The sequence below is a fragment of the Nonomuraea recticatena genome, assembly GCF_039533245.1.
Taxonomy (GTDB): Bacteria; Actinomycetota; Actinomycetes; order Streptosporangiales; family Streptosporangiaceae; genus Nonomuraea; species Nonomuraea roseola.
The window spans coordinates 33,379-60,198 of the sequence record NZ_BAAATE010000008.1 but is presented as its reverse complement, the minus strand read 5'-3'; the positions used below and the strand labels follow the sequence as shown (position 1 = coordinate 60,198).

Below are 26,820 nucleotides of genomic sequence, written 5' to 3'. Positions count from 1 at the left end.
CGGCGTCACCGTCTCAGGTGCGTGCGGCGGCGGTTCGCCCGCGGCCGTGGTGGACGCCGGGGCTGGTCCCCGACGCCCACCACGTTTTCGGGCATCTCTCAGTTCCCTCGCCCACGCGCTTCGGAGAGATGCTCTGAGGAGGTAACACGTGGGCGCAGGTCCCAAGCCGGTGGCCGTCGAGGTCGCCAGAGACGAGCTGGAGCGGGTTCTTTCCGTCAGGCTCGACGCGGACATTCTCGAGCGGGCGCTGACGCACCGCTCCTATGCGTACGAGAACGGCGGCCTGCCCACCAACGAGCGCCTGGAGTTCCTCGGCGACTCGGTGCTGGGCCTGGTGGTCACCGACACGCTCTACCGCAACCACCCCGACCTGCCCGAGGGCCAGCTGGCCAAGTTGCGGGCGGCCGTGGTCAACATGCGCGCGCTGGCCGACGTGGCCCGCCACCTCGGCCTGGGCCGCTTCATGCGGCTCGGCAGGGGCGAGGAGGGCACTGGAGGGCGCGACAAGTCCTCGATCCTCGCCGACACCCTCGAGGCGCTGATCGGCGCGGTCTACGTCGACCTCGGGCTCGACGAGGCCTTCAGGGTCGTGCACCTGCTGTTCGACCCGCTGATCACGCGCTCGGCCTCGCTGGGCGCGGGGCTCGACTGGAAGACCTCGCTGCAGGAGCTCACCGCCTCGGAGGCGCTGGGCGTGCCCGAGTACCACGTCGAGGAGAGCGGTCCCGACCACGCCAAGTCCTTCACCGCCGAGGTGCGGGTGGGCGGCGAGTCCTACGGATCGGGCAAGGGCCGCAGCAAGAAGGAGGCCGAGCAGCAGGCGGCCGAGGCGGCCTGGACCCGCATCAGGGCGCGCAGAGAGCAGCGCGAGAGCCAGCCGGCGGGCTAGCATGCCTGAGCTTCCCGAGGTAGAGGTCGTCCGCAGGGGCCTGGCCGACTGGGTGACAGGGCGCACGATCGGCGTCGCCGAGGTCCTGCACCCGAGGGCCGTGCGCCGCCAGATCGGGCCGTTCCTGGTCGCGGGGCGCACGATCACCTCCGCCGAGCGGCGCGGCAAGTACCTGTGGCTGCCGCTCGACGGCGAGGAGGCGATCCTCGCCCATCTCGGCATGAGCGGCCAGTTGCTCGTGGTCTCGCCCGACTCCGTGCTCGAGAAGCATCTGAGGGTGCGGCTGGCCTTCGCCGACGGCGGCAGCGACCTGCGCTTCGTCGACCAGCGCACCTTCGGCCACGTCATGCTCACCTCGCTGGTGAACGGCGTGCCCGAGCCCATCGCGCACATCGCCCCCGACCCGTTCGAGGCGGCCTTCGACGACGACGTCTTCGCCCGCAGGCTCAGGGCCAGGCGCACGGAGATCAAGCGGGCCCTGCTCGACCAGTCGCTGATCAGCGGTGTCGGCAACATCTACGCCGACGAGGCGCTCTGGCTCGCCAGGCTCCACTGGTCACGCTCCACCGAGACCCTCACCAAGCCGAAGATCGCCGAGTTGCTCGCCGCGGTCCGCCAGGTCATGGGGGCCGCCCTCCTACAGGGCGGCACCTCCTTCGACAGCCTCTACGTCAACGTCAACGGCGAGAGCGGCTACTTCGACCGCTCCCTCGAGGCGTACGGCAGGCGCGACCAGCCGTGCTCGAGGTGCGGCACGCCGATCAGGCGTGAGGCGTTCATGAACCGATCGTCCTTCTCCTGCCCCAGGTGCCAGCGTAAGCCGCGGTGAGCAGGGCGAGCACGGCCCCGAACCACATCACCGCGCTGGGTGAGGCGGCGTCCACGATCACCCCGCCGAGCAGCGCGCCCAGCGCGATGGCCGCGTTGAAGACCGACGACAGCATGGCCATGCCCGCCTCTCCGCCGCCCGACCTGGCGACCCAGAGCTGTCCGGTCACCGAGACGCCGCCGTAGGAGAGGCCCCACAGCAGCAGCATCGCGGCGCCCGCCAGCGGCATCCCCATGGTGGAGACGGCGATCAGCACGGCGAGCACCACCATGATCTGCCTGGGCCCGCGTGCGGCCTGGGCCCCCGAGCCGAAGTTGCCGACCACGCCCGCCACGCCGTACGCGAGGAGGAGGCCGCTGATCAGCGCGGGCCCCGCGCCGGAGACCTGCTCGAGGAAGGGGCGGATGTAGGTGTAGGCGGCGAAGTGGCCCGTCACGACGAGCGCGGTGGCGACCAGGGCGGTCCTGAGCGCGCTGTCGCGCCAGACCGCGAGCAGCTGGGCGGGCCGTACCGCCTGGGTGGCGGGCAGCGGCGGCAGCACCAGGACCAGCGCGACCAGGACCACGACGGCGAGCACGGCGACGGCCACGAACGCCGTGCGCCACCCGGCCAGCGACAGGATCAGGGTGCCTGCCGGCACGCCGAGCACCGAGGCCACGGAGACACCGCCCGCGATCATCGCGGCGGCCCTGCCGACGTGCTGCTCGGGCACCAACCGAGTGGGGAGGGTGGCGGCGAACGCCCAGAAGCCCCCGATGCTGACACCGACCAGCACCCTGGCGACCAGCATCACCGCGTAGGTGGGGGAGTAGGCGGCCAGGAGGTTGGCGCCGGCCAGCAGGGCCATCAACGTGATCAGCACGATCCGCCGGTCGAGCCGTCCTGCCACGACGGTCAGCAGGGGCGCGGAGAGGGCGGCGACGACTCCGGGCGCCGACATGGTCAGACCGGCCACGCCGTCGGAGACGCCCAGCGTGGAGCCGATGGGCGTCAGCAGGCCGACGGGCAGCATCTCGCTGGTCACGATCGTGAAGGTGCCGACCGCGACGGACGACACGGCAGGCCATGGCGCGCGGGCGGTTTCGATTGTCGTCATGACCCCAGCGTTCTGGGCCCGACGTGCGGGAACAATGGCGAAGATCGAAGCCTTGGTTTAGTCAGGCTAAGGAGTCGTGATGGAGTTCAGGGAGCTGGAGTGCTTCGTCGTGCTCAGCGAGGAGTTGCACTTCGCCAGGGCCGCCGAGCGGCTCTACCTGTCGCCTGGCAGGGTCAGCCAGCTGGTGCGGGCGCTGGAGACCCGCGTCGGCGCCAGGCTGTTCGACAGGACCAGCAGGCGCGTACGGCTGACGCCGCTGGGCGAGCGCTTCCTCGCCGACCTGCGCCCCGCCTACGAAGGGCTGGGAGCCGCGCTCACCAGGGCGAGGTCGGCCGCCCGGCTGGTCGAGGGCGTGTTGCGGGTCGGCTTCCTCGGCACGCCGACGGAGGTCGTCACCAGCACGGTCAGGGAGTTCGAGCGGCGCAACCCCGCCTGTGAGGTGGAGCTGGTCGAGGTGCCGATGGCCGACCCCTTCGGCAAGCTGCGCGCCGGCAGGGTGGACGTGAGCTTCACCCTGCTGCCCGTGGACGAGCCCGACCTCGAGACGGGGGCGGGCCTGAACAAGGTCCAGATGCAGGTGGCTCTCTCGCCGCGGCACCCACTGGCGGACAGGGCGTGCATCGAGGCCGAGGAGCTCGCGCAGCTGCCGCTGGTCGGGCTCGACGATCCCGCGCCCCGCAGGTGGCGTGAGCTCGTCGCTCCCACGAGCACGCCGATGGGCCGGCCCATCCCCTCGGCGGGTACTGTCTCCACCAGCCAGGAAGGCCTGACTCAGGTCGCGCTGAACAGGGGCGCCATGCTCTTCTGCACCCCCACGGCCGCCTACCACGGGCGCGACGACGTCAGGTTCGTGCCGGTCGCCGGCCTGCCCGACTCGGTGCTCGGCCTGGTCTGGCGCAAGGAGGGGGAGACGGCCGCGGTGCGCGCCTTCCAGCAGGCAGGAGTGGATCATGAGTGACGTGGTGAGACTGACCGCCTGGGTGCGCGGACGCGTCCAGGGCGTCGGGTTCCGATGGTGGACCAGGGCGAGGGCGCTGGAGCTCGGGCTGGTGGGGTGGGCGCGCAACACCGACGACGGCCGGGTCGAGGTGGTGGCCGAGGGCCCTCGCGAGGCCGGAGTCAAGCTCCTGGAGCTGATCAAGGGTTGCGACACACCCGGCCGAGTCGATGGAGTTGTAGAACGCTGGAGTGAAGCCCGAGGTAGTTTGCGAGGCTTTGTGGAGCGGTAGCCCTTCCACCAAACCAGCCAAATAGGGTATATTTATATGTCGGGAGTGCCCGACGGTAGCCCTGTGCGGTGCGTTCGACTTGACCACCCACACTGCCGGTGCGACTCTTGTTAGGTACCACGCGCACCCCTCCCGCGGAACACGAAGTGCGCGAACCAGTCTGGTCACTCAGCGTGGAGGACCCTTTACTATGGCGAAGGCTCTACTCGGCCACGTCGGCGGTCCTGACCCTCGGATGGTCTCGGAGATGCGCCGCTTGCAGCAGCGAATCCGCGACCTGGAGGCAGAACTCACCCGGCTCCAGGCACAGAACGACGCTCTTGCAGCGCAGACCCGCGATGAGGCGTTCAGCCGCCTGCAGGAGCGCGAGCCGGCTCTCACCTGAGAGGTCGGAGCGCGAATCAGGGACGTCTCGGAGAGGCGTCCCTCGTAATTTTTCGACCCCCGTCCGCGGGGGTCTTTTTACTGCCCACCTGACCGCTGGATCGCTGTGACCAGCGGCGGGCGGCGCGGGCCAGTAGGCTTTCCCGCAGTCGGTTCAGGGGAGGGCAGCGTTCGGTGTACCTGAAGACGCTCACGCTGCGCGGATTCAAGTCCTTCGCCTCCGCCACCGCCCTGCGCCTGGAGCCCGGCATCACCTGCGTGGTGGGGCCCAACGGGTCAGGCAAGTCCAACGTGGTGGACGCCCTGGCGTGGGTCATGGGCGAGCACAGCGCCAAGTCGCTGCGCGGCGGCAAGATGGAGGACGTCATCTTCGCCGGCACCTCCAGCAGGCCGCCCCTGGGCAGGGCCGAGGTGACGCTGACGATCGACAACTCCGACGGCGCGCTGCCCATCGACTACACCGAGGTCACGATCAGCCGCCTGATGTTCAGGTCGGGGCAGAGCGAGTACGCGATCAACGGCGACACCTGCCGGCTGCTCGACATCCAGGAGCTGCTGTCCGACTCGGGCATCGGGCGCGAGATGCACGTCATCGTCGGTCAGGGTCAGCTCGACGCGGTGCTGCACGCCGGTCCCGAAGACCGCAGGGCCTTCATCGAGGAGGCCGCGGGCGTCCTCAAGCACCGCAAGCGCAAGGAGAAGGCGCTCCGCAAGCTCGACGCGATGCAGGCCAACCTCACCCGCGTCCAGGACCTCGCCACGGAGCTGCGCCGCCAGCTCAAGCCGCTGGGCAAGCAGGCGGAGATCGCCCGCAAGGCCGCGGTCATCCAGGCCGACCTGCGCGACGCGCGGCTTCGGCTGCTGGCCGACGACGTGTGCATCCTGAGGGAGAACCTCGCGAAGGAGGCCGCCGACGAGGCGGCGATCCTGACGCGCAGGACCCAGGTCGAGGCCGAGCTGGCCGAGGGCCAGCAGCGCGAGCAGGCGCTGGAGACGGCCGAGGCCGAGGCGCAGCCGAGGCTGAGCGCCGCCCAGGAGACCTACTTCAGGCTGGCCTCCCTGCGTGAGCGTTTCACCGGGCTGGAGCACCTGGCGGCCGAGCGGCACAGGCATGCGCTCGACGCTGCCTCCATCGAGCGGCGCGGGCGCGACCCCGAGGAGCTGGAGCGCGAGGCGGCCGAGGTCCGCGAGCAGGAGCTGGAGCTGGCGGCCGCGCTGGAGCAGGCCCAGGAGCTGCTCGAGGCGGCCGTCGCCAGGCGCGAGGAGGCCGAGGCGGCGCTCGACGCCGAGGAGCGGCGGCTGGCCATGGCCTCGAGGGCGGCGGCCGATCGGCGCGAAGCGCTGGCCAGGCTGCGCGGGCGGGTCGAGTCGGCCCGCAGCAGGGCTCGCGCCGCCGAGGACGAGATCGGCAGGCTGAGCAGGTCCTTCGCCGAGGCCGAGCAGCGGGCCCAGCGCGCACGCGAAGATCTCGAGGAGCACGAGAGCGAGGAGCCCGCCGCCGATCCCGCGCTCGCCGAGGAGCTGGCGGCCGCGCAGGGCGCCGTCGAGGAGGCCAAGGCGCTGGCCGAGGCGGCGCGCGAGACGGTGGAGCAGGCCAAGGAGGCGCTGGCGGGCCCGCGCGCGGCCCTGCAGGCCGCCAAGTCGGCGGTCGGTACGGCCCGCGCCGCCGACCAGCAGGCCCAGCGCGCCGTCGCGGCGCTCGACGCCCGGCGAGAGGCCCTGGAGCTCGGCCTGGCCAAGGGGGCCGACGGCGGCGCCGCGCTGCTGGCGGCGGGGCTGCCAGGGGTGCTCGGGCCGCTGGCCGCGTCTATGACGGTGACGCAGGGCTTCGAGGTGGCCATCGCGGCCGTGCTGGGCTCGGTCGCCGAGTCGGTGGCGGTCGAGTCGGTGGGCGCGGCCGTGGAGGCGCTCGACCATCTCAGAGCCAAGGAGGCGGGCCAGGCGACGCTCCTGGTGGCAGGCGCTTCAGGAGACTCTCCCTCGCCCGCGGGCTCGTCCGGGGCGCGGGCCGAGCTGACAGGAGAGGCGCGGTGGGCCGCCGAGCTGGTCGGCGTGCCCGACCACCTCAGAGCGGCGGTCGACCACCTGCTCGCCGACGTGGTCGTGGTCCAGGACCTCGACGACGCCCGCGCGCTGGTCGGGCGGCATCCGGAGTTGAGGGCCGTCACCCGCGGCGGCGACCTCGTCGGCTCGCGTCTGGCGGTCGGCGGCTCCGCGGGCGGCACCTCGGTGTTGCAGGTCAGGGCCGCCCTCGACGACGCCGTCGCCGACCTGGAGGAGGCCAGGGAGCGGGCCGAGCACACCGCGACCGCGCTGGAGGAGTCGGTCCAGGCCGAGCAGGCCGCCCAGGCGGCGCTGGAGGCCGCACAGGCGCATGTCAACGAGGCGCAGACCGCTGCAGGTGGCGCGCAGGCGGGGGTCAACGCCGCCCAGGGCGCGCTCGACCAGGTCAGGGCGCGCCAGCGCGAGGCCGACCAGGCGATCGCGGCGGCCGCGCGGCTGCTGGCCCAGCTCGGCGCCGCGGCCAAGGCGGCGGCCGATGAGGCCGAGCGTCTCGCGGGCGGCGTGCGCGCGGCGCAGGAGGCGCGCGAGGAGGGGCTCGCCGAGCTCTCGGAGCTGGAGATCGAGCTGGCCGAGGCCGAGTACTCCCAGGAGCTCGAGACCGAGCCGACCACCGAGGTGCGCGACGATCTGGCCGCGACCTGCCAGGTGGCCAGGCAGGGCGAGATGGAGACCAGACTGCAGGTCCGCACGGCCGAGGAGCGGGTCAAGGGCATCGCGGGCAGGGCGGAGGGCCTGGTGCGGGCCGCCCAGCGCGAGCGCCAGGAGCGGCTGACGGCCGCCGCGCAGCGTGAGCGGCGCAGGAGGCAGGCGGTGGTCGCCGAAGCCGTGGCGCTCGGGGCCAGGCAGGTGCTGAAGGCGCTGGGCGCCTCGGTCGAGCGGGCGGCGCGCGAGCGCGACGAGGCCGACCTGGCCAGGGTGGCGATCGACGCCGAGCTGAAGCAGATCAGGGTCAGGGTCCGCGAGCTGAGCCAGGAGCTCGACAAGCTGGTCAACAGGGTTCACGGCAGCGAGGTGGCCAGGACCGAGCAGCGGCTCAGGCTCGAACAGCTCGAGCAGCGCGCGCTGGAGGAGTTCGGCGTCGAGGCCGAGGCCCTGGTCGGCGAGTACGGCCCCGCGGCGCCCGTGCCAGGCGATCCTCCCGTGCCCTACGTCAGGGCGGAGCAGGAGAAGCGGATGCGCGCCGCCGAGCGGCAGATGAACCAGCTCGGCAAGGTCAACCCGCTGGCGCTGGAGGAGTTCGCCGCGCTGGAGGAGCGCCACGCGTTCCTGACCTCCCAGCTGGAGGACCTCAAGAAGACCAGGCGCGAGCTCATGACCGTCGTGCAGGAGGTCGACAACAGGGTCGAGCAGATGTTCTCCTCCGCCTACGAGGATGTCGCCCGCGAGTTCGAGCAGATCTTCTCCAGGGTCTTCCCCGGCGGCGACGGCAGGCTCGTGCTGACCGATCCCGACGACATGCTGACCACCGGCATCGAGGTGGAGGCCAGGCCGCCAGGCAAGAAGGTCAAGCGGCTGTCGCTGCTGTCGGGCGGCGAGCGGTCGCTGACGGCCGTGGCGTTCCTGATCTCGATCTTCAAGGCCAGGCCCTCGCCGTTCTACGTGATGGACGAGGTCGAGGCCGCTCTCGACGACACCAACACCCAGCGGCTGCTGACCCTCTTCGAGGAGCTGCGGCAGAGCTCCCAGCTGATCGTCATCACGCACAACAAGCGGACGATGGAGATCGCCGACGCCCTCTACGGCGTCTCGATGCGCGGCGACGGTGTCACCCAGGTGGTCTCCCAGCGGCTCAGGGAAAAGGTCTGACTCGCCAGGGTGGGTCGTAAGGCGTGACCATCCCGGACGATCTGGAAAACTGAGTGCTTGTGAACGACTACCTCGGCATCATCGTGATCGTGGTCGTCGTCGCCCTCTTGGCGGCCGGCGGCATGTTCTTCTTGTTCAGGCCGGGCGGAAAGGCCGTGCCCCCGCCGGTCGAGCCGCCCGAGGTGAAGCCTGCGCCCGAACCGCAGGTCAAGCCGCCCGCGCCGGAGGAGGAGGGCAGCACCACCACGGTGCCGCCACCGGTCAAGCCGGCCGAGACCGTCATCAAGGCGCCCGAGCTCGAGGTTCCTCCGCCGTCCGCGGGCCGGATGGTGCGGCTGCGCTCGCGCCTGGCCCGCTCGCAGAGCGCCCTCGGCAAGGGCCTGCTGGAGCTGCTGTCCAGAGACCGGCTCGACGACGAGGTCTGGGACGAGATCGAGGAGAGCCTCATCACCGCCGACGTCGGCGTCGCGCCGACCCAGGCCATGGTCGAGGAGCTGCGCACCAAGGTCAAGGTCCTCGGCACCCGCACCCCCGAGGAGGTGCGCGGCCTGCTGCGCGAGGAGCTGCTCAAGCAGATCGACCCCAACCTCGACCGCACCCTTCACGTCGCCAAGCACGGCGAGCGTCCCGCGGTCGTGCTCGTCGTGGGTGTCAACGGCACGGGCAAGACCACGACCACGGGCAAGCTGGCCCGCTCGCTGGTCGGCGACGGGAAGAAGGTCGTGCTCGGCGCGGCCGACACCTTCCGCGCCGCCGCGGCCGACCAGCTGCAGACCTGGGGCGACAGGGTCGGCGCCGAGGTGGTGCGCGGCCCCGAGGGCGGCGATCCCGCCTCCGTGGCCTTCGACGCGACGGCCAAGGGCATCGAGGACAAGGTCGACGTGGTCATCGTCGACACCGCGGGCAGGCTCCACACCAAGACGGGCCTGATGGACGAGCTCGGCAAGGTCAAGCGCGTCATCGAGAAGAAGGCGACGGTCGACGAGGTCCTGCTGGTCCTCGACGCCACGACTGGCCAGAACGGCATGCGCCAGGCGCAGGTCTTCGCCGAAGTGGTGAACATCACGGGCATCGCGCTGACCAAGCTCGACGGCACGGCCAAGGGCGGCATCGTCATCTCGGTGCAGCGGGAGCTCGGCGTGCCCGTCAAGCTGGCGGGGCTCGGAGAGGGCCCTGACGATCTGGCGCCCTTCGACCCCGAGGTGTTCGTCGACGCCATCCTGGGTGACTGACCAGGCGAATAGCTCGCTCTTTAAGCGACAGTAGGGAAACCAGTAGGGAAATGTCCCTTACCGGTCAGGGGCTTGTGGGTACACCGTTCCCGTGTTGATATTGGGCGATCGTCTGTCATTGATCCGAAAGAAGGCCGTATGAAGAAGGTCGTTGTTCACAAGCCCGGCACGGTCAGGTTGACCGGTGCCGCGACTCCGAAGCACGCGGCCTGACCAAGGCTGAGGGAGTCGGTGCCTACGGTGAGGGCATCGGCTCCCTTCCGCATCTTATGAACCAGATCGTTCTTGACGCAGACAGGCGGCTGCGCGGGCCGTACACGCTGGCCGGCGGGCTGTTGCACGTGCTCGTGCCCGAGGCGCTGGCCCGGTGGCCCGAGCTGGTCCACTCGCACGACATCGAGATCAGGGCGGCCGCGCCGGGGCTGAGGGAGCTCGTTCCTGCCAGGCGCACGTCGCTGGCCGACAGGGTGGCGCAGGAGGAGCGCATCCTGGTGCCGGCGCCGCGCCGTACGCTGCGGCTGGCCAACGGGCTGGCCGAGTTCGTCCGTGACCACCTGGCCCGGGGTGGCCCCTTGACGGTCACGGTCGCCAACGCGGGCGAGGCCGACGCGACCGACATCGAGTTCCTCGAGGTGCTTCGGCGCAGGGTGCCCGCCGAGCTGCTGGCGGTCGTCGAAGGGCCGAGCACGCCCAGGGACGGCACGCTGCCGCTCGACACCGACCGCTACCGCAACGAGGGCTTCCACCACGCGATGGCCGAGGCGGGCGGGCTGCTGCTGCCCGAGCTCGCCGAGGACTCGGAGGAGTGGTGGACGATCCTGCACAGGACCACCACGGCCCTGGCCGCGCTGGAGCGGGAGGAGGAGGCGCGGGCGCTGCTCGACCACGCGAGGCGGGTGAGCGTCACCGCCAAGCACCGGGCGACGTGCGCGTACGCGACCGCGATGCTGCTGGTCAGGCACCACGACCCGGCCATGCGCGACCCAGAGGAGGCGCTGGCCTGGATCAACGAGGCCATCACGATCACCGACCTGCTGCCCGACCCCCGGCTGCGCGCCTTCCACCTGAGCTTCGACCTCAACGGCAAGGCGTTGGTGCAGGTGCGGAGGGGCCGCTTCGAGGAGGCCACGCAGCTGGTGGAACGCGCCATCGAGCTGGCCGAGCGCGATCTCGGCCCCGGCGAGCAGCCGATCCACAAGCTGGTCCTGCGCGCCAACAGGGCGCTGCTTCGGGGCACGAGCACGGCGGCGCTGGCCGACCTCGACCACACGATCGCCGCTGACCCCGGATACCCCGACTACTACCTCGACAGGGGAAACCTGCTGGTCAAGCTCGGCAGGTCGCAGGAGGCGCTGGCCGACTACGAGCGGGCGATGCGGGTCGGTCCCCCCTTCCCCGAGCCCTACTACAACAGGGCCGAGCTGCGGTTCGCCGAGGGCGATCTGGAAGGGGCGCTGGCCGACCTCGACTACGCGATCGAGCTGGACCCCGATTTCACCGACGCCTACGTCAACAGGGCCGGCCTGCTGGTGGCCATGGGTGAGTACGGCAGGGCGAGGGCCGACGCCGAGCGCGACGCCGCCAACCCCTACCTCCTGTGCGCGCTCGGGCAGGTGGAGGCGGCCGAGGGGAACCCGGAGGAGGCCTACAAGGCGTTCGGCTCCGCGCTCGAACGCGACCCCTCCATGGTGACCGCGCTGGCGGCCAGGGGCGTGCTCTCCTACGAGAACGGCGACCTAGCCTCGTCGGTCGCCGACCTCACCAGGGCGATCGAGCTGAAGGAGAGCGCCGAGCTGCGTTTCAACCGGTCGGTGGCGCTACGGGCGCTGGGCAGGCTGGAGGAGGCGCGCGCCGATCTGGTCAGGGCGAGGGAGCTGGCCCCCGGCGACGAGGACGTACGGCGGGCACTGGCCGAGCAGTGACGCGCGGCGTCGGGCGACGGCTAGGACCTGCGGCCGATGGGCACCACCAGCGGGGTGCCCGCGACCGGGTCGGCGATGACCTTGGCGTCCAGGTCGAACACCCCGCGCAGCAGGTCCTCGGTCAGCACCTCGTGCGGGGTGCCCGCCGCGACCACCCTGCCCTCGCGCATGGCGACCAGCCTGTCGGTGTAGCGGGCGGCCAGGTTGAGGTCGTGCAGCACCATGACGATGGTCCTGCCCGCCTCCTGGTGCAGGTGGCGTACCAGTTCCAGCACCTCCACCTGGTGTGACAGGTCGAGGAAGGTGGTCGGTTCGTCCAGCAGGAGCAGGTCGGTGCCCTGCGCCAGCGCCATGGAGATCCACGCGCGCTGACGCTGCCCGCCCGACAGCTCGTCGAGCGGGCGCTCGGCCAGGTCGGCCAGGCCGGTCATGGTCAGCGCCTCGGTGACCGACGACTCGTCGTCGGAGGACCACTGGCGGTACCAGGTCTGGTGCGGGTGCCGGCCCCTCGCCACCAGGTCGGCCACCGTCAGCCCCTCGGGCGCCGTGGGCGACTGGGGCAGCATCCCGAGGACCTTGGCCACCTCGCGGGTGGGGATCTTGTCGATGCGCTTGCCGTCGAGCAGCACCTCTCCGCCCGTGGGCTTCATCAGCCTGCCGAGGGCGCGCAGCAGCGTGGACTTGCCGCAGCCGTTCGGGCCGATGATCGTGGTGACGGTGCCCGCCTCGATGCCGAGGTCGAGACCGTCCACGATGACGCGCTCGCCGTAGGCGAGCCTGACGTCGCGTGCCTGAAGTCTCATTTGCGGGCCCTCCAGATGAGGTGGATCAGGTACGGCGCGCCCAGTACCGCTGTGACGACGCCGACGGGCAGCTCGATGGGGGAGAAGGCGGTGCGGGCGATGAGGTCGGCGGCGGTGGTGAGCAGCGCGCCGACGACCGCGGAGGCCAGCAGCGGCGGCTGCGCCGACCTGGTCAGGCGCAGCGCGATCTGCGGCGAGGCCAGAGCGACGAAGGCGATGGGCCCCGCCGAGGCGGTGGCGACCGCGGCGAGCAGGACGGCGGCGAAGATCATGAGCCCGCGTGCGAGGTTCATCCGCACGCCGAGCGAGGTCACGGTGTCGTCGCCGAAGCGAAGCGCGTCGAGTGAGCGGGCGCCGAGCAGCGTGGCGGGGACCAGAAGGACCAGCGCCAGGGCGACGGGTCCGACGTGCTCCCATCCGCGCCCGTTGAGCGAGCCGCTGATCCAGACCATGGCTCTGCCGGTGTCGTTGACGTCGCCGACGGTCAGCAGCCAGAACTTCACGTTGGTGAACACCGCCGCCACGCCGATGCCGACGAGGACCAGCCGGTAGCCGTCGAGGCCGCGCCGCCACGCGAGCGAGTAGACGATCACCGCGCCCGCCAGGCCGCCGAGCAGGGCCAGGGCGGGGATGCCGAAGGTGGCCAGCGCGCCGCTCACCCCTCCGGCCGCGCTGCCGCTCAGCACCACGCCCGCGACCACGGTGACCGAGGCCCCCGTGGTGACGCCGAGGATCTCGGGGCTGGCCAGCGGGTTGCGGGCGATCGACTGGGTGATCGCGCCCGCCAGCGCGAGCGCCGCGCCGACCAGCGCGCCGGTCAGCGCGCGGGGCAGGCGCAGTTCCATGACGACGAAGTGGTTGTCGCTGCCGGGGTCGACGACCGCGCGCAGCACCTCGGCCACGCTCATCGGGATGTCGCCGAGGCGCATGTTGAGCGCCATGAGCAGCACCACGGCGGCGAGAGCGCCGACGGTGACCGCGACGCCGCGCGGCCGTACGCGCCAGGACAGCCCCGCCACCCGCAGGGCGAGGGCGCTCACAGCCGCACCGGCTTCCTGCGCCTGACCAGCGCGACGAAGAAGGGCGCGCCCATCAGGGCGAGCACGATGCCGACCTCCAGCTCGCCGGGCGGCGCGACCACGCGGCCGATGACGTCGGCGAACAGCAGCAGCGCCGCTCCCACCAGCCCCGAGTACGGCAGCAGCCACCGGTGGTCGGTGCCGGACAGCGGGCGGACCAGGTGCGGGACGATGAGCCCGATGAAGGACAGCGAGCCGCACGCCGCGACGCTCGCCCCCGACAGCAGGGTGACGGCGGCGATGCCGACGCCCCTGGTGAGCGCGATGTTCTGGCCGAGGCTGCGGGCGACGTCCTCACCGAGGGAGAGGGCGTTCAGCCCCGGAGCGTTGATCAGCGCGAGCAGGAGCCCCGCCACGATGAAGGGCAGCACCTGCCACACCACCTCCTCGCCTCTCGCGGCGATGGAGCCGGACTGCCAGAACCTGAAGACGTCCATGGCCTGCTCGTCGATCAGCACCAGCGCCGAGGTGAGCGCGTAGAGGAAGGCGCTGACGGCGGTGCCCGCGAGGGCCAGTGTGACGGGGGTGGGGCCGCCTCTGCCGCCGACCATGCCCAGCGCGAAGACGCCGACGCTGGCGATCAACGCGCCTGCCATGCCGAACCAGATGTAGGCGTAGAGGCTGGTCATGCCGAGAAAGATGATGCCTGCCACCATGGCGAAGGCCGCGCCCTGGGTGACTCCGAGCAGCCCTGGGTCGGCCAGCGGGTTGCGGGTGTGGCCCTGCATCAGCGCGCCCGCGACGCCCAGGGCGATGCCCGCCAGGACGCCCAGCACGGTGCGCGGCACGCGCAGCGAGCGGATGACGATGTCGTTCTCCGTGCCGGTCGGAGAGGTCAGCGCGTGCCAGGCGTCGGTCAGCGGGACGGACTTCGAGCCGATCGTGATGCTCATCACAACGGTGATCAGGACGATGACGAGAAGCGCGCCGAACACGGCGGTGCGTCTCCTCACCTGCTCCTCCTCGCTGTTGCTGACCCGGGTGAAGTATGCCAGCTTAGGCATAGCTAATCTAAATGAGGTTTGCCTTACCTAATGCGAGAGGGATCCTGATGAGAGCGTTTCGCGCCGTGGCCATGGGCGTGGCGGGGGCCGTACTGAGTCTGGGCCTGGCCGCCTGTGGCTCGACCAGCACCACCGCCGGAAGCCAGCCCGCCGGGACGCAGCCGGCTGAGGGCCAGCCGTTCCGCGTGATCAAGCACGCGATGGGCGAGACGAAGATCCCCGCTCAGCCGAAGCGCGTCGTCGCGCTCGACCAGAGCTTCGTGGACGCGGTCCTCACCCTGGAGACCCCGGTGGTCGGCTACTCGACCTACCGCTCGATCGAGGACAAGCTGCCTGACTACCTCGGCTCCGTCGCCGCCGAGTACGGCAAGGAGGCCACGCCTGTCGGCACGCTCGAGCAGCCGAGCCTTGAGAAGATCATGGCGCTCAAGCCCGACCTGATCGTCTCGGCGAAGGTCAGGCACGAGGCCCTCTACGCCAAGCTGTCGCAGATCGCGCCCACGGTGTTCAGCGAGACCACCGGCGCCATCTGGAAGGAGAACGTCCGCCTGATGGGACAGGCGCTCGGCAAGGAGGAGCTGGCCGACACCAAGCTCAAGGAGTTCGAGGCCCGCGCGGCGAAGGTCGGCGAGGCGATCAAGGCGAAGGAGGGCAAGCTGCCGACCGTCTCGGTGGTCCGTTTCGCCGGTGAACCGACGACCAGGCTCTACGTCGAGAACTCCTACTCGGGCATCGTGCTGAAGGACGTCGGCTTCCCCCGCCCCGACAACCAGCCGAAGGACCCGAACGCGATCGCCGTGGACATCAGCCAGGAGCGCATCGCCGACTTCGACGCCGACCACATCTTCGTCTCGACCTACGCCGACCCGTCGGCCGAGGGGCCGAAGAAGCAGTTCGTGAACAACCCGCTGTGGGGCAAGCTCAAGGGCGAGAAGCACGACGTGACCGACACCACGTGGATGAGCGCGGTGGGCATCCAGGGTGCCCACTCCATCCTGGACGACCTCGCCAAGATCTTCGAGGTCGACCCGGCGCGCGGCGCCTGACCTCTCCCTCTCCCGAAAACACGAGCCCCGCGCCGTACAAGGCGCGGGGCTCGCGTCCGTTCTGGCCCCTGCCGGGGCCTGCGCCTTCACGGGGGCCGCTCGCCGTGAAGGAGGCCACCGGAGTCCCGCTGGGCGGGCGCCTTCGGCGGACGGGACCGCCGGCCGCGGCGAGGCCGGGCGGGCCTGCCGTCTAGCTGGTCAGGAAGGAGCGGAAGGCCGCGAGATCGGCGGAGATGTCGATGTCCTTGGAGGCCAGCCACGCGTCGTCGCCGTAGGTGCCTCGGTAGCGGTCGCCGCTGTCGCAGATCAGCGTGACGACGCTGCCCTGGTCACCCGCCGCCCGCATCTTGGTGATGAGCTGCACGGCCGCGGCCACGTTGGTGCCGGTGGAGCCGCCCACGTCGCGGCCCGTGACCTCGCGCACCCAGCGCATCGCGGCGATCGAGGCCGCGTCGGGCACCTGGATCATCCTGTCGATCACGCCGGGCAGGAACGAGGGCTCCACCCTGGGCCTGCCGATGCCCTCGATACGCGAGCCCGGCGCGCCGACCTCCTCGCCCGTGGTCCATGACGGGTAGAACGCCGAGCCGGCGGGGTCCACGACGGCCAGGCGCGTGTCGTAGCGCCGGTAGCGGATGTAGCGGCCGATCGTGGCCGAGGTGCCGCCGGTGCCCGCCCCGACCACGATCCACTCGGGCTCAGGGAAGGGCTCCATGGCCATCTGCGCGTAGATCGACTCGGCGATGTTGTTGTTGCCGCGCCAGTCGGTGGCGCGCTCGGCGTAGGTGAACTGGTCCATGAAGTGGCCGCCGGTCTCCGCGGCGATCCTGTGCGACTCGTCGTAGATCGAGGACGGATCCTCCACGAGGTGGCACTTGCCGCCGTAGAACTCGATGAGCGAGATCTTCTCGGGAGACGTGGTCGCCGGCATCACCGCGACGAAGGGCAGGCCGACGAGCCTGGCGAAGTAGGCCTCGCTGACCGCGGTGGAACCGCTGGAGGCCTCGACGATCGTGGTGGTGGGGCCGATCCACCCGTTCGCGAGCCCGTAGAGGAAAAGGGAGCGGGCGAGGCGGTGTTTGAGTGAACCGGTGGGGTGGACCGACTCGTCTTTCAGATAGAGGTTTACCCCCCAGTGCGGGGGAAGCGGAAACACATGGAGGTGAGTGTCAGAGCTGCGGTTGGTGTCGGCCTCGACCCTACGAATGGCCTCAGCCACCCAGCGCCGGGCTCGACTGTCGTGACGGTCCACGTATTCCATGGTCAATACGCTATCTCATGTGACTCTGACCACTATTCAGGCAAAATCGAGTAGAGAGTGTTACGATAATGAGACTTGTCCGGCCGTGGACGTGATGGTGCACGCCGCGAGCATACGGACCGAACGGCCCCCTGACCAGGTAGAACCCCTAACGCCGCCCTTACGCCGGGCTTGCGAGGATGGTTACGCCTGGGCGATAGACAGGCATCCGGGGGGAGAGCACGGAGGGGGATTCCATGATCACTATGACCGATGAGCAGCGCCAGGACTGGTTCGAACGCGACGTCGTTCCGGTGACCTCACAGCTGTTCGCCTCCGCGATGCGCCTTACCCGCAACACGGCCGACGCCGAGGACCTCGTCCAGGAGACGGTGGCGAAGGCGTACACGTCCTACCACCAGTTCCGTGAGGGCACCAACCTCAAGGCATGGCTGCACCGCATCCTGACCAACAACTTCATCAACGACTACCGCAAGAAGCAGCGCTCGCCGAAGCTCGCCGCCGCCGAGGAGGTCGAGGACTGGCAGCTGCACGCGGCTGAGTCGCACATGTCCAGCGGGTTGAAGTCGGCCGAGACCGAGGCGCTTGAGCGGCTGCCCGACAGCGCGGTGATGAACGCGCTGCGCGCCCTTCCCGAGGACTTCAGAGTCGCGGTCTACCTGGCCGACGTGGAGGGCTTCCCCTACAAGGAGATCGCCGAGCGCATGGGCACCCCCATTGGCACCGTGATGTCGCGTCTGCACCGCGGCCGGCGCCAGCTGCGCTCCATGTTGGAGGGGTATGCCCTCGAGGAGGGCGCCTTGCGCCTTCCCGCCCAGCGTGCCGCCGCCTAGATTCTCATGTGCAGGCGCACGCGCAGGCCGTCGCTGTCGGCCCGCACCAGTACCTGATCGCACAACTGACGACTTATCCAGAGCCCGTATCCCCGAGGGGATTCGGGCTCTGGCGGTATGTAGCCGGGTAAGGGATCGTCCAGTTCGCCGCCGCCAGGATCGAGGATCTCGCACACCACCTCGTCGCCCTCCGTCCACATGGCGACCGTGCCGTGGCCTGCGCCGTGCTCGACGCTGTTGGCGGCGATCTCCGAGACGCTCAGCACGAGGGAGGCGGCGAGGTTGCGGTCCATGCCCGCCTGCCTGGCGAAGTCGGAGACGCTCCTGCGCAACCGGTTGAGCGTCCGGGCGGCGAACGGCGTGATCACCGCGGTGCCGTTCGGCTCGGGGAGCGGGGCGAGGTCGCCGTCGAGCACCAGCGACCACGGCTCCACGTAACGGGTGCTGAGCACCTCGGGGTGGGTCAGGTAGGCCCGCGAGGCGAACTCCGTGCGATAGAGGCACAGCAGCGTGGCGTCGACCCCGCCCAGCGCCGCGTTGGTGATCGACTCGTAGCGGATCCACTCCCTGGACTCGCGTTCGTCCCAGCCCTCCCACGGCGGCTCGCCGACGACCAGCGTGCGCCTGCCGCGCATGTAGTCGAGATAGGCGGCCAGCGTGCGGTGCGGGTGACCGTACCAACGGCTGGCGAGCCTGGTGTCGACGTCGAGGCCGAGCAGCGCGAGCTTGGCCTCGTCGGTGACCACCAGCACCTGCCTGCCCTCGGCCAGCGCGTGCCGCACCCTGGGCAGGACCATCCGGAGGAAACCCTCATCGGAGTCGTACGGCACGGCGACATGCCTGAACGTCCGATGGGCGCGCACGGCCAGACCGTAACAAGCGCTTGACTAACTGGCAACGGCTATCAGTGCGACCGCGCCGAGCGCGAAGGCGTCCTGCGGGTGACGACGGCCAGCAGGACCACCAGGCTGCTGGTCGGCACCGACGCCCCTGCCATCCTCGAGCTCTGGGAATGGCGTCTCGCGCCGGGCGAGCACCACGACGGAGACGCGCACCTGCCGGGCGCGCGCGAGATGCTCTGGGTGCTGTCGGGCGAGCTGACGCTGAGCGTGTACGGCCAGAGCCACGCCGTCGCGACAGGCGACGCCGTCGTCTTCTCCGCCGATCGCCCACACCGCTACGCCAACCAAGGAGAAGATGAGCTCCGGATGGTGATGGTCGTGAGCGAGCCGAGGGAGACCCCTGATCACTAGGCCCCGAAACCCCGGCGTTCGCGGACTCGATCGTGTCCAAGCTGGGTACATCCCTAGTTGCTGGGACACGTCCTCGACAGGGGGTTGTGCGTTGACTGAGTCCCGTGCGGCGATCGAGAAGCTTCACGCGGAGTTGACCGGCCTGGGGGTGACCAGCGCCTACGAGGTGGGCGACGACGCCACTCTTTCGGTCTGGATCGGGCTTGTCGTGCGGTTCCGTGAGGGGTTCTACCGTTGGCAGGAGGGCCCGGTGAAACGTCGGCATCTGGGTACGGATCCGGTTGGATGTGCCATACGCGTGGCGCGTCGTTACACGGAATTGCAGGCTGATGTCCCAGTCTGGTGGGAGGACCTGGCCAAAGAGCTTCGGGGGGGCTCTGTTCAGGACTATCCGTGATGTGACCCCCCGTGTCGCTTTCGGGGGGAAGCATGCGGGTGTGGTCGGCGCTGCTCGCCTTGGCGCTGGTTGCCGGGTGCACCGCCCACGAGACGGTCAAGGAACCCTCGGCCGTCCCCCTCAACGCCAGGATTCCCGCCCAGTTCGAGCCCGAGGTTCTGGCCAAGCTGCTGGCCGCAGTCCAGCCGGACTGGCCGCGGCCTACCGAGCCTGTCGACTGCACCAGGTCCAAGTGCGTGGCGCTGACCTTCGACGACGGCCCCGGTGACCACACGAGGCGGCTGCTCGACCTGCTCGACGAGCGGGAGGTGAAGGCGACCTTCTTCGTGGTCGGGCGGATGGTGGCCGCCGACAGGCACCACAATCTGCGGCGCATGGTCGAGGACGGGCACGAGCTCGGCAACCACTCGTGGAGCCACGCCCAGCTCACCGCGCTGCCGATGGACGGCATCAGACACGAGCTCCTGCGCACCCAGAACCTGGTGGAGAAGATCACCGGGGTCCGGATGAGGGTGATGCGCCCGCCGTACGGGGCGACCGACGGCAGGGTGGCGGCGGAGACCCGCAGGGAGCGGCTCGCGCAGATCCTGTGGAACGTCGACACCTTCGACTGGCGCGACCGCGTGCCCTCCATGGTCGCCCGGCGCGCGGCCAGGGCCACGAAGGGCTCCATCGTGCTGCTGCACGACATCCATCGCACGACGGTGCAGGCCGTGCCCCACCTGATCGACACCCTGGCCAAGCGTGACTACAGGTTCGTCACCGTCTCCGAGCTGTACGGCGGGACGCCCGATCCAGGCAGGAAGTACACCGAACGATGACGCAAGGCTATGACTTCGAGGGTCCCGCGCTGCAGCTGGGCGTCCTCATGGAGAACGGGGAGCCGCGCCCCGGCGCGCCTGTCAGGGTGCCGCTGCGGACGTTCAACAGACACGGGCTGGTGGCCGGAGCCACGGGCACAGGCAAGACCAAGACCCTCCAGGTGATGGCCGAGCAGCTGTCGGAGCAGGGAGTGCCGGTCTTCCTCGCCGACATCAAGGGCGACCTGTCGGGCATGGCCTCGCCAGGCGAGCCCTCCGAGGGGCTGATGGAGCGGACGGCGGGCATCGGCCAGGACTGGTCGGGCGTCGCCTGCCCCGTGGAGTTCTACGCGCTGGGCGGGCTGGGCGAGGGCGTGCCGCTGCGCGCCACGATGACCGCCTTCGGGCCGACCCTGCTGTCCAAGGTGCTCGAGCTGAACGAGACCCAGGAGTCCTCGCTCGGCCTCATCTTCCACTTCGCCGACACCAACGGCCTGCCGCTGCTGGACATGAAGGACCTGAGGGCGGTCATCCAGTACCTGATCGACAACCCTGACGTGCTGAAGGGCGTCGGCGGGCTGTCGAAGCAGACGGCGGGGGTGATCCTGCGCGCGCTGACCAACCTGTCGGCGGAGGGCGCCGACAGGTTCTTCGGAGAGCCCGAGTTCGATACCCACGACCTGCTGCGGGTCACACCCGACGGCAGGGGAGTGGTCTCGATCCTGGAGCTGCCCTCGGTCCAGGACAGGCCCCTGCTCTTCTCCACCTTCCTGATGTGGCTGCTGGCCGACCTGTTCAGCGACCTGCCGGAGGTGGGCGACCCCGACAAGCCCAAGCTGGTGTTCTTCTTCGACGAGGCGCACCTGCTCTTCACCGACGCCTCCAAGCCGTTCCTGCGCTCGATCACCCAGACCGTGCGCCTGATCAGGTCGAAGGGGATCGGCGTCTTCTTCGTCACCCAGACGCCCAAGGACGTGCCCGCCGACGTGCTGGCGCAGCTCGGCGCGAGGGTCCAGCACGCGCTGCGGGCCTTCACCCCGCAGGACGCCAAGGCGCTGAAGGCGACGGTCTCCACCTTCCCGCACTCCTCCTACGACCTCGAGGAGCTGCTGACCCAGCTCGGCATCGGCGAGGCGGTCGTGACGGTGCTGTCGGACAAGGGCGTGCCGACCCCGGTGGCGTGGACCCGGCTGCTGGCGCCCCGCTCGCTCATGGCGCCCTCGGATCCCTCGGTCGTCGGCGGGATCGTCGCGGCCTCGCCGCTGCGGGCCAGATACGGCCAGGAGATCGACAGGCAGTCGGCCTACGAGCTGCTGGCGGCGAGGGTCGCGCCGCCGCCCGCGGCGCCCGAGCCGTCCTCGCCCGCGTCTGAACCCGCTCCCGAGCAGCCGTCGGTGCTGGAGTCGGTGCTCGGCTCGTCGATCTTCAAGTCGTTCGCCAGGTCGGCGGCCAGCTCCCTCGGACGCGAGATCAGCCGCTCCATCTTCGGTACCGCCAAGCGGCGGCGCTAGGTGTCGGTGCCGCATGGCACGCTGTGAACATGGGATTCACCGGCTTCCCCGACGAGGCCTTCGTCTTCTACGAGGGCCTCGAGGCGGACAACAGCAAGACCTACTTCACCCGCCACCGGCAGCTCTACGAGGAGGCGGTCAGGGCTCCCATGCTGGCGCTGACCGAGGAGCTCGCGACGGAGTTCGGGGCCGCCCAACTGTTCAGGCCGCATCGCGACGTGCGCTTCGCCAAGGACAAGTCGCCCTACAAGACCCATCAGGGCGCCTTCGTCGACTTCATGCCCGGCATCGGCCTCTACGTGCAGCTCGACGCCTCCGGCCTCTACACCGCGGGCGGCTTCTACTCCACCGCCACCGACCAGGTGGCCCGCTACCGCGCGGCGGTCGACGAGGACCTGTCGGGCAAGCGCCTGCAGCGCATCGCCGACGAGCTCACCGCGAAGGGCTACGCCGCCGAGGGCGACAGGCTGAAGACCAGGCCGCGCGGGGTGCCCGACGACCATCCCCGCATCGAGCTGCTGCGGCACCGCTCGCTCTACTTCGGCCGCCGTTTCGAGCCCGAGCCGTGGGTGCACACCGAGCAGGCCGCCGACAGGGTCCGGGCCACGTGGCGCGACTACGGCGCGCTGGTCGAGTGGGTCTGCACCCATGTCAGGGGCAGCGAGCTGCCTCCCCGCTGACCCATGGTCCCGGTTCCGCCCTGCGGGGAGCGCCATGGTGAACTCGGTGACGGCCGCGCGACGTAACCACCTGTTCGCGGCTCAGGGCGGGCTCTGACTCGTGGAGGAGCCGCCCTTGAGGATGCGGTCGACGGTGTTGCCCGCGGCCGAGGTGGCGGCCGCCGTGCCCGCCGCGATCACGACCGCTACCACCGGGGTGGCCAGGCTGCGCACGCTCCTGATGTTGCGCACCCTGGCCCACGGCTCGCCCGCGACGTACATGATCCGCCACTCCCAGTAGAGGCCGAGGCCGATGCTGACCAGCGCCACCTGCCCGACCACGATCGCCAGCACTTGCAGCTTGTCCCAGCCGCCGATGTCGGGGTCGACGAGCGCGGGGATGTAGGCCGACAGCTCGGTGACCAGCGCCGCGCTCATCAGGTAGAGCGCCTTGGTGACCGGCTGGGTGCCCCTGATGCGGGGATAGAAGTAGCCGTAGACGAACCCGAAGGCCGACAGCGCGACCAGGAAGCGCGAGTCGAACACCCAGCTCGTCAGCTCGACCCCCGAGGGCCAGCCGTAGATGAGCGCGAAGGGCATCGACAGCAGCACGCTGACGACGAAGGCCGCCAGGCCGTTGTGCCACGGCGAGCAGCCCGCTGAGGAGGCGAAGGCGGTCTCGGTGTGCGGAGGGTCCCTGGTGAGGGCCTCGTCGAGGACAAGACGCTGCTGCTCGAAGTCCGCCATCGTGATCTCGCCAGTGCCCAGCCTGGACCTGCCCAGCCGGTAGAGCTCCTGCTCCGACACGTGCAGCAGCCGCCGGTGCAGCGCCTGCCTGATCAGCTCGCGGTGTTCGAGGCGGGAGGCGGGCTCGGGGATCTCGGGCCTGGGCCCGCTCAGCAGCCAGCTCGCAGCGGCCCACGCCACCAGCGAGGTGATGGCCAGCGACGGCAGCGGCAGGTCGATCACGCTGGATCCCGCCTCGGCGCGAGGCGTGAGATAGAGCACCATCAGGCAGACGAGCACCGTCGCCTGGACCGCCGGGTCCGCCATGGCGGACAGCTCGGAGCCGAGGCGGCGCAGCCTGAGCACGAACAGCACGAAGGTCAGCAGCAGCAGCCCGAGCACGCCGCGGGTGACCTCGTTGAGCGGCTGACCGAGCACGGGAGGCAGCGGGCTCTTGGGCGGCTGCTGGTCGGGCTGCACACTCCACGAGCCCGTGTCGAGCCACTCGGTGGGCCAGCCGAGCAGTAAGAGGCTGCCGAGCACCGCCACCACGATCGCCGTGCGCGACCACGACCGCGTGGCGACCGCCGCCCCCGAGATGGCGATCAGGGACCAGCACAGCGCGAGGACCAGCCGTACGCTGTCGGGTGGGTAGTAGCCGCCGCTCATCAGCGCACGCACCCACAGCGCCAGCGCCAGCGCGCCGACGGCGACGCCCGCCGTCACCCCTGCCATCCTCGCGATCAGGACGGGGATGCCGAGATCGCCGCCGAAGGCGACCGCTGAGCCCGCAGCCGCCAGCGCCGCCGTCACGGTGCCCACGACCAGGGTCTGCGGCGGCACCTGCCCGTGGATGAACGACCAGGTCAGCATGCCGCTGGCGACGAGCACGCCGATGAGGGTCACGAGCAGCGCGTCCATGGAGCTCCATGGCGGCGGCCCCGGCACGACGCGGCGCGCGTGCCGCAGCGCCAGCACCGGCAGCGCGCCGAAGAGGATCACCGGCCCGAGGTACGGCATGTCCGCCATGAACATCGCCACCGCGAGCGCCACCGCGCACAGGCCGACGCCCGCGACCAGCTCGCGGTTGGACCGGCGCCGCCACCAGATCGGCCCGAGCGCCCTGACCATGTAGACCGTCAACGCGATCGCGGTGAAGACGCTGAGCACGGGGGTCCACGAGAACAGGTCCTGCGGCACGGCGTCAGGCCTGCCGTACGTCTTGTGGGCCAGCTGGAGGCGCACGGGGCTCGCGTGGGCGGTGAAGTCCAGCCGCCCCGCCTCCTCGCGCTCGGGAGTCACCCCGTCGGCCCTGAACACGACCCACTGCGGGGAGATCACCGTGATCTCCCGCTCGGACACCGCCCCCGGCGCGGTGGGCGGCAGGAGGTCGAGCGTGGGCAACTCGTCCTGATCGATCTGGCGCAGCAGCGTGAGGGTGAAGCGGATGGTGGTGCGCTCGCCCGAGGTCGACAGCACGGGCGCGAGCCTGGTGGTGGGGGCCAGGACGGCGCCGCCCTCGGCCTTCACCGCGCCGAGCTGCCGGTCGGTGAAGCCCTGGATGTCGTCGGGGAAGGCGCCCTCCGAGCGGAGGATCGCGGCCTGCGGGTCGGTGCTGTCGAGCACGAGACGATGCTCGACGACGATCTTCAGCTGCCGGAGGCGCTCGTCGATCTTGCCCTGCGGGACCGCGGACAGGTCCGCGTCCGTCGCGTCGGTGACCCTGATCTCGGTGACCAGCTCGGGAGGGGTGCGCGGGGTGTGCTCCTGCAGCCCGTAGGTCTCCAGCAGGGAGGGCGAGTGGGGGGCGGGGCGCGGGACCGCCGTGGTGACCGGCCTGGCCTCGACCACGCACCAGACGATCGCCCCTATGGAGAGCGCGGCGAGCGCGTACCCGACGATCTTCCGCAGCCAGCCCACACCCAGCATGATCCACGGCATGCGGTAACGGAGTGGTTACCGGGGAGCACCAGCAGGAGCACGATGGCCGCCGCCCTGTGGACAGGACGGCGGCCGAGGCGATGACGTCAGTTGGTGCGCTTGGCGCGGGCGGCGGACCTGCCGCGGGTGGACGCGTCGAGCACCACCTTGCGGATGCGGACGTTCTCCGGCGTGATCTCCACGCACTCGTCCTCGCGGATGAACTCCAGCGCCTGCTCCAGTGAGAGCACCCTCGGCGGGATCAGCGTCTCGGTGACGTCGGCCGTGGAGGAGCGCATGTTGGTGAGCTTCTTCTCCTTGGTGATGTTGACGTCCATGTCGTCGGAGCGGGAGTTCTCGCCGACGATCATACCCTCGTACACCTCGGTGCCGGGGGAGACGAACAGGATGCCGCGCTCCTGCAGGTTCGTCATCGCGAAGGCGGTGACGGGCCCCGAGCGGTCGGCGACCAGCGAGCCGTTGTTGCGGGTGCGCAGCTCGCCGAACCACGGCTCGTAGGCCTCGAAGACGTGGTGCACCAGGCCGGTGCCGCGCGTCTCGGTGAGGAACTCGGTGCGGAAGCCGATCAGGCCGCGGGCGGGGACCACGAACTCCATGCGGATCCAGCCGGTGCCGTGGTTGGTCATGTGCTCCATGCGGCCCTTGCGGACGGCCAGCAGTTGCGTCACCGCGCCGAGGTACTCCTCGGGGCAGTCGACGGTCAGGCGCTCGACGGGCTCGTGGATCTTGCCGTCGATGGTCTTGGTGACCACCTGCGGCTTGCCCACGGTCAGCTCGTAGCCCTCACGGCGCATCTGCTCGACCAGGATGGCCAGCGCCAGCTCTCCACGGCCCTGGACCTCCCACGCGTCGGGCCTGTCGGTGGGGAGCACGCGCAGCGACACGTTGCCGACGAGCTCCTTCTCGAGGCGGTCCTTGACCATGCGGGCGGTGACCTTGGAGCCCTTGACCCTGCCGACCAGCGGGCTGGTGTTGGTGCCGATGGTCATGGAGATCGCGGGCTCGTCGACCGTGATCAGCGGCAGCGGGCGCGGGTCCTCGGGGTCGGCGAGGGTCTCGCCGATCATGATCTCGGGGATGCCGGCGATGGCGATGATGTCGCCGGGGCCCGCCTCCTCGGCCGGCTTGCGCTCGAGCGCGTCGGTCATGAGCAGCTCGGTGATCTTGACCCGCTGGATCGTGCCGTCGGTGCGGCACCAGGCGACCTGCTGGCCCTTCTTGATCGTGCCCTGGTGGATGCGGCACAGCGCGATCCTGCCCAGGTAGGACGAGGCGTCGAGGTTGGTGACGTGGGCCTGCAGCGGCGCGCTCGGGTCGTAGGTCGGCGCGGGGATCGTCGACTTGATGACGTCGAAGAGCGGCTCGAGGTCCTCGGAGTCGGGCAGCCCGCCGTCGTCGGGACGGTTCAGCGAGGCGCGACCCGCCTTGGCCGAGGCGTAGACGATCGGGAAGTCGATCTGCTCCTCGGTGGCGTCGAGGTCCATGAAGAGCTCGTAGACCTCGTCGACGACCTCCTTGATGCGGGCGTCGGGGCGGTCGACCTTGTTGATGCAGAGGATGACAGGCATCTTCGCGGCGAACGCCTTGCGCAGCACGAACCGCGTCTGCGGCAGCGGGCCCTCGGAGGCGTCGACGAGCAGGACCACGCCGTCGACCATCGAAAGGCCGCGCTCGACCTCGCCACCGAAGTCGGCGTGCCCAGGGGTGTCGATGATGTTGAGCGTCATGTCGCCGTGCTTGACGGCGGTGTTCTTCGCGAGAATGGTGATGCCCTTCTCGCGCTCGAGGTCGTTGGAGTCCATGACGCGATCGTCGACGTCCTGGTTGGCGCGGAAGGCGCCTGACTGCCAGAGCATGGCATCCACGAGAGTGGTCTTGCCGTGGTCGACGTGCGCGATGATCGCGATGTTCCGCAGGTCGTCGCGGCTGTTCAAAGGCATGATGAGGTCTCACTCTGGGTTCGTGGAAGCTGGCCGCGGGACGTCGCGACACACCCAGTTTAGTTGATCCCGTTACCACCCTTGGTGCGGTGGGCAGAACGAGGCACACTTCACCC

The 26,820-nt window shown here is 70.3% G+C and carries 23 protein-coding genes; 15 read left to right on the top strand and 8 right to left on the bottom strand.

The genetic code is table 11. The annotated features are described in order from the left end of the window. Positions 1 to 169 precede the first annotated feature (169 nt). Both rnc and mutM read left to right on the top strand, forming a co-directional pair. Complete coding sequence (gene rnc, locus ABFX50_RS17660) at positions 170 to 889, top strand: ribonuclease III (RefSeq protein WP_183660455.1); 720 nt, start codon at positions 170 to 172, stop codon at positions 887 to 889. Between the two features lies 1 nt (position 890). Beyond that, a complete protein-coding gene (mutM, locus tag ABFX50_RS17655) occupies positions 891 to 1,718 on the top strand; it encodes a bifunctional DNA-formamidopyrimidine glycosylase/DNA-(apurinic or apyrimidinic site) lyase (protein ID WP_346147678.1) in 828 nt (275 codons plus the stop codon). On the opposite strand, the gene ABFX50_RS17650 is transcribed toward mutM, so the two are convergent. After that, positions 1,666 to 2,814, bottom strand: coding sequence for an MFS transporter (locus ABFX50_RS17650; protein ID WP_346147676.1), 1,149 nt, complete (start codon positions 2,812 to 2,814; stop codon positions 1,666 to 1,668). The genes mutM and ABFX50_RS17650 overlap by 53 nt on opposite strands. Before the next feature lie 79 nt (positions 2,815 to 2,893). Between ABFX50_RS17650 and ABFX50_RS17645 the strand changes: the two genes are divergently transcribed. From ABFX50_RS17645 to ABFX50_RS17620, 6 genes are all read left to right on the top strand, one after another. Beyond that, positions 2,894 to 3,772 carry a LysR family transcriptional regulator gene (locus tag ABFX50_RS17645; RefSeq protein ID WP_346147674.1) on the top strand — a complete coding sequence of 293 codons (879 nt, stop codon included), beginning with the start codon at positions 2,894 to 2,896 and terminating at the stop codon, positions 3,770 to 3,772. After that, positions 3,765 to 4,043, top strand: a complete 279-nt coding sequence (locus tag ABFX50_RS17640; RefSeq protein ID WP_346147672.1) for an acylphosphatase — start codon at positions 3,765 to 3,767, stop codon at positions 4,041 to 4,043. Before ABFX50_RS17645 ends, ABFX50_RS17640 begins: the two co-directional genes overlap by 8 nt. Positions 4,044 to 4,233: 190 nt before the next feature. Next, positions 4,234 to 4,428, top strand: a complete 195-nt coding sequence (locus ABFX50_RS17635) for a hypothetical protein (protein ID WP_183656443.1) — start codon at positions 4,234 to 4,236, stop codon at positions 4,426 to 4,428. Positions 4,429 to 4,601: 173 nt separating this feature from the next. Continuing rightward, on the top strand, positions 4,602 to 8,297 hold the full coding sequence (gene smc / locus ABFX50_RS17630; RefSeq protein WP_346147670.1) for a chromosome segregation protein SMC: 3,696 nt from the start codon (positions 4,602 to 4,604) through the stop codon (positions 8,295 to 8,297). A gap of 122 nt (positions 8,298 to 8,419) precedes the next feature. Next, the gene (gene ftsY, locus ABFX50_RS17625; protein WP_379506674.1) at positions 8,420 to 9,529 is read left to right on the top strand and encodes a signal recognition particle-docking protein FtsY; all 1,110 of its coding nucleotides are present in this window, start codon (positions 8,420 to 8,422) and stop codon (positions 9,527 to 9,529) included. A 269-nt stretch (positions 9,530 to 9,798) separates the two neighbouring features. Beyond that, entirely contained in the window at positions 9,799 to 11,451 is a 1,653-nt protein-coding gene (locus ABFX50_RS17620; RefSeq protein WP_346147666.1) for a tetratricopeptide repeat protein, read from the top strand. Positions 11,452 to 11,471: 20 nt separating this feature from the next. On the opposite strand, the gene ABFX50_RS17615 is transcribed toward ABFX50_RS17620, so the two are convergent. The 3 genes from ABFX50_RS17615 to ABFX50_RS17605 are packed head-to-tail and all read right to left on the bottom strand — an operon-like array spanning position 11,472 to position 14,337. Further along, a complete protein-coding gene (locus ABFX50_RS17615) occupies positions 11,472 to 12,254 on the bottom strand; it encodes an ABC transporter ATP-binding protein (protein ID WP_346147664.1) in 783 nt (260 codons plus the stop codon). Continuing rightward, a complete protein-coding gene (locus ABFX50_RS17610; RefSeq protein WP_346147662.1) occupies positions 12,251 to 13,294 on the bottom strand; it encodes a FecCD family ABC transporter permease in 1,044 nt (347 codons plus the stop codon). The genes ABFX50_RS17615 and ABFX50_RS17610 overlap by 4 nt, the downstream gene beginning before the upstream one ends. Further along, positions 13,291 to 14,337, bottom strand: coding sequence for a FecCD family ABC transporter permease (locus ABFX50_RS17605; RefSeq protein WP_346147660.1), 1,047 nt, complete (start codon positions 14,335 to 14,337; stop codon positions 13,291 to 13,293). The genes ABFX50_RS17610 and ABFX50_RS17605 overlap by 4 nt, the downstream gene beginning before the upstream one ends. Positions 14,338 to 14,384: 47 nt before the next feature. Between ABFX50_RS17605 and ABFX50_RS17600 the strand changes: the two genes are divergently transcribed. Continuing rightward, positions 14,385 to 15,383, top strand: a complete 999-nt coding sequence (locus ABFX50_RS17600; protein WP_183656458.1) for an ABC transporter substrate-binding protein — start codon at positions 14,385 to 14,387, stop codon at positions 15,381 to 15,383. Positions 15,384 to 15,573: 190 nt separating this feature from the next. On the opposite strand, the gene ABFX50_RS17595 is transcribed toward ABFX50_RS17600, so the two are convergent. After that, on the bottom strand, positions 15,574 to 16,644 hold the full coding sequence (locus ABFX50_RS17595) for a PLP-dependent cysteine synthase family protein (protein ID WP_346147658.1): 1,071 nt from the start codon (positions 16,642 to 16,644) through the stop codon (positions 15,574 to 15,576). 236 nt (positions 16,645 to 16,880) lie between these two features. On the opposite strand from ABFX50_RS17595, the gene ABFX50_RS17590 reads away from it, so the two are divergent. Then, the gene (locus ABFX50_RS17590; RefSeq protein ID WP_183656464.1) at positions 16,881 to 17,477 is read left to right on the top strand and encodes a sigma-70 family RNA polymerase sigma factor; all 597 of its coding nucleotides are present in this window, start codon (positions 16,881 to 16,883) and stop codon (positions 17,475 to 17,477) included. Here ABFX50_RS17590 and ABFX50_RS17585 read toward each other — a convergent pair. Continuing rightward, complete coding sequence (locus tag ABFX50_RS17585) at positions 17,474 to 18,340, bottom strand: anti-sigma factor RsbA family regulatory protein (RefSeq protein ID WP_346147657.1); 867 nt, start codon at positions 18,338 to 18,340, stop codon at positions 17,474 to 17,476. The two genes, ABFX50_RS17590 and ABFX50_RS17585, sit on opposite strands and share 4 nt — an antisense overlap. Positions 18,341 to 18,418: 78 nt before the next feature. On the opposite strand from ABFX50_RS17585, the gene ABFX50_RS17580 reads away from it, so the two are divergent. The 5 genes from ABFX50_RS17580 (at position 18,419) to ABFX50_RS17560 (ending at position 22,118) form a co-directional block, all read left to right on the top strand. Further along, positions 18,419 to 18,730 carry a cupin domain-containing protein gene (locus ABFX50_RS17580; protein ID WP_346147655.1) on the top strand — a complete coding sequence of 104 codons (312 nt, stop codon included), beginning with the start codon at positions 18,419 to 18,421 and terminating at the stop codon, positions 18,728 to 18,730. Between the two features lie 91 nt (positions 18,731 to 18,821). Further along, positions 18,822 to 19,127, top strand: a complete 306-nt coding sequence (locus tag ABFX50_RS17575; RefSeq protein WP_183656472.1) for a hypothetical protein — start codon at positions 18,822 to 18,824, stop codon at positions 19,125 to 19,127. A 32-nt stretch (positions 19,128 to 19,159) separates the two neighbouring features. Next, a complete protein-coding gene (locus ABFX50_RS17570; protein ID WP_346147653.1) occupies positions 19,160 to 19,948 on the top strand; it encodes a polysaccharide deacetylase family protein in 789 nt (262 codons plus the stop codon). Then, positions 19,945 to 21,438, top strand: a complete 1,494-nt coding sequence (locus ABFX50_RS17565) for a helicase HerA-like domain-containing protein (RefSeq protein WP_346147651.1) — start codon at positions 19,945 to 19,947, stop codon at positions 21,436 to 21,438. The genes ABFX50_RS17570 and ABFX50_RS17565 overlap by 4 nt, the downstream gene beginning before the upstream one ends. Before the next feature lie 29 nt (positions 21,439 to 21,467). Next, a complete protein-coding gene (locus ABFX50_RS17560; RefSeq protein WP_346147650.1) occupies positions 21,468 to 22,118 on the top strand; it encodes a DUF2461 domain-containing protein in 651 nt (216 codons plus the stop codon). Between the two features lie 81 nt (positions 22,119 to 22,199). Here ABFX50_RS17560 and ABFX50_RS17555 read toward each other — a convergent pair whose 3' ends face one another. Both ABFX50_RS17555 and typA read right to left on the bottom strand, forming a co-directional pair. Next, a complete protein-coding gene (locus ABFX50_RS17555) occupies positions 22,200 to 24,764 on the bottom strand; it encodes a hypothetical protein (RefSeq protein ID WP_346147648.1) in 2,565 nt (854 codons plus the stop codon). Positions 24,765 to 24,850: 86 nt separating this feature from the next. Further along, positions 24,851 to 26,704, bottom strand: coding sequence for a translational GTPase TypA (gene typA, locus ABFX50_RS17550; protein ID WP_183656496.1), 1,854 nt, complete (start codon positions 26,702 to 26,704; stop codon positions 24,851 to 24,853). Positions 26,705 to 26,820: the final 116 nt, after the last annotated feature.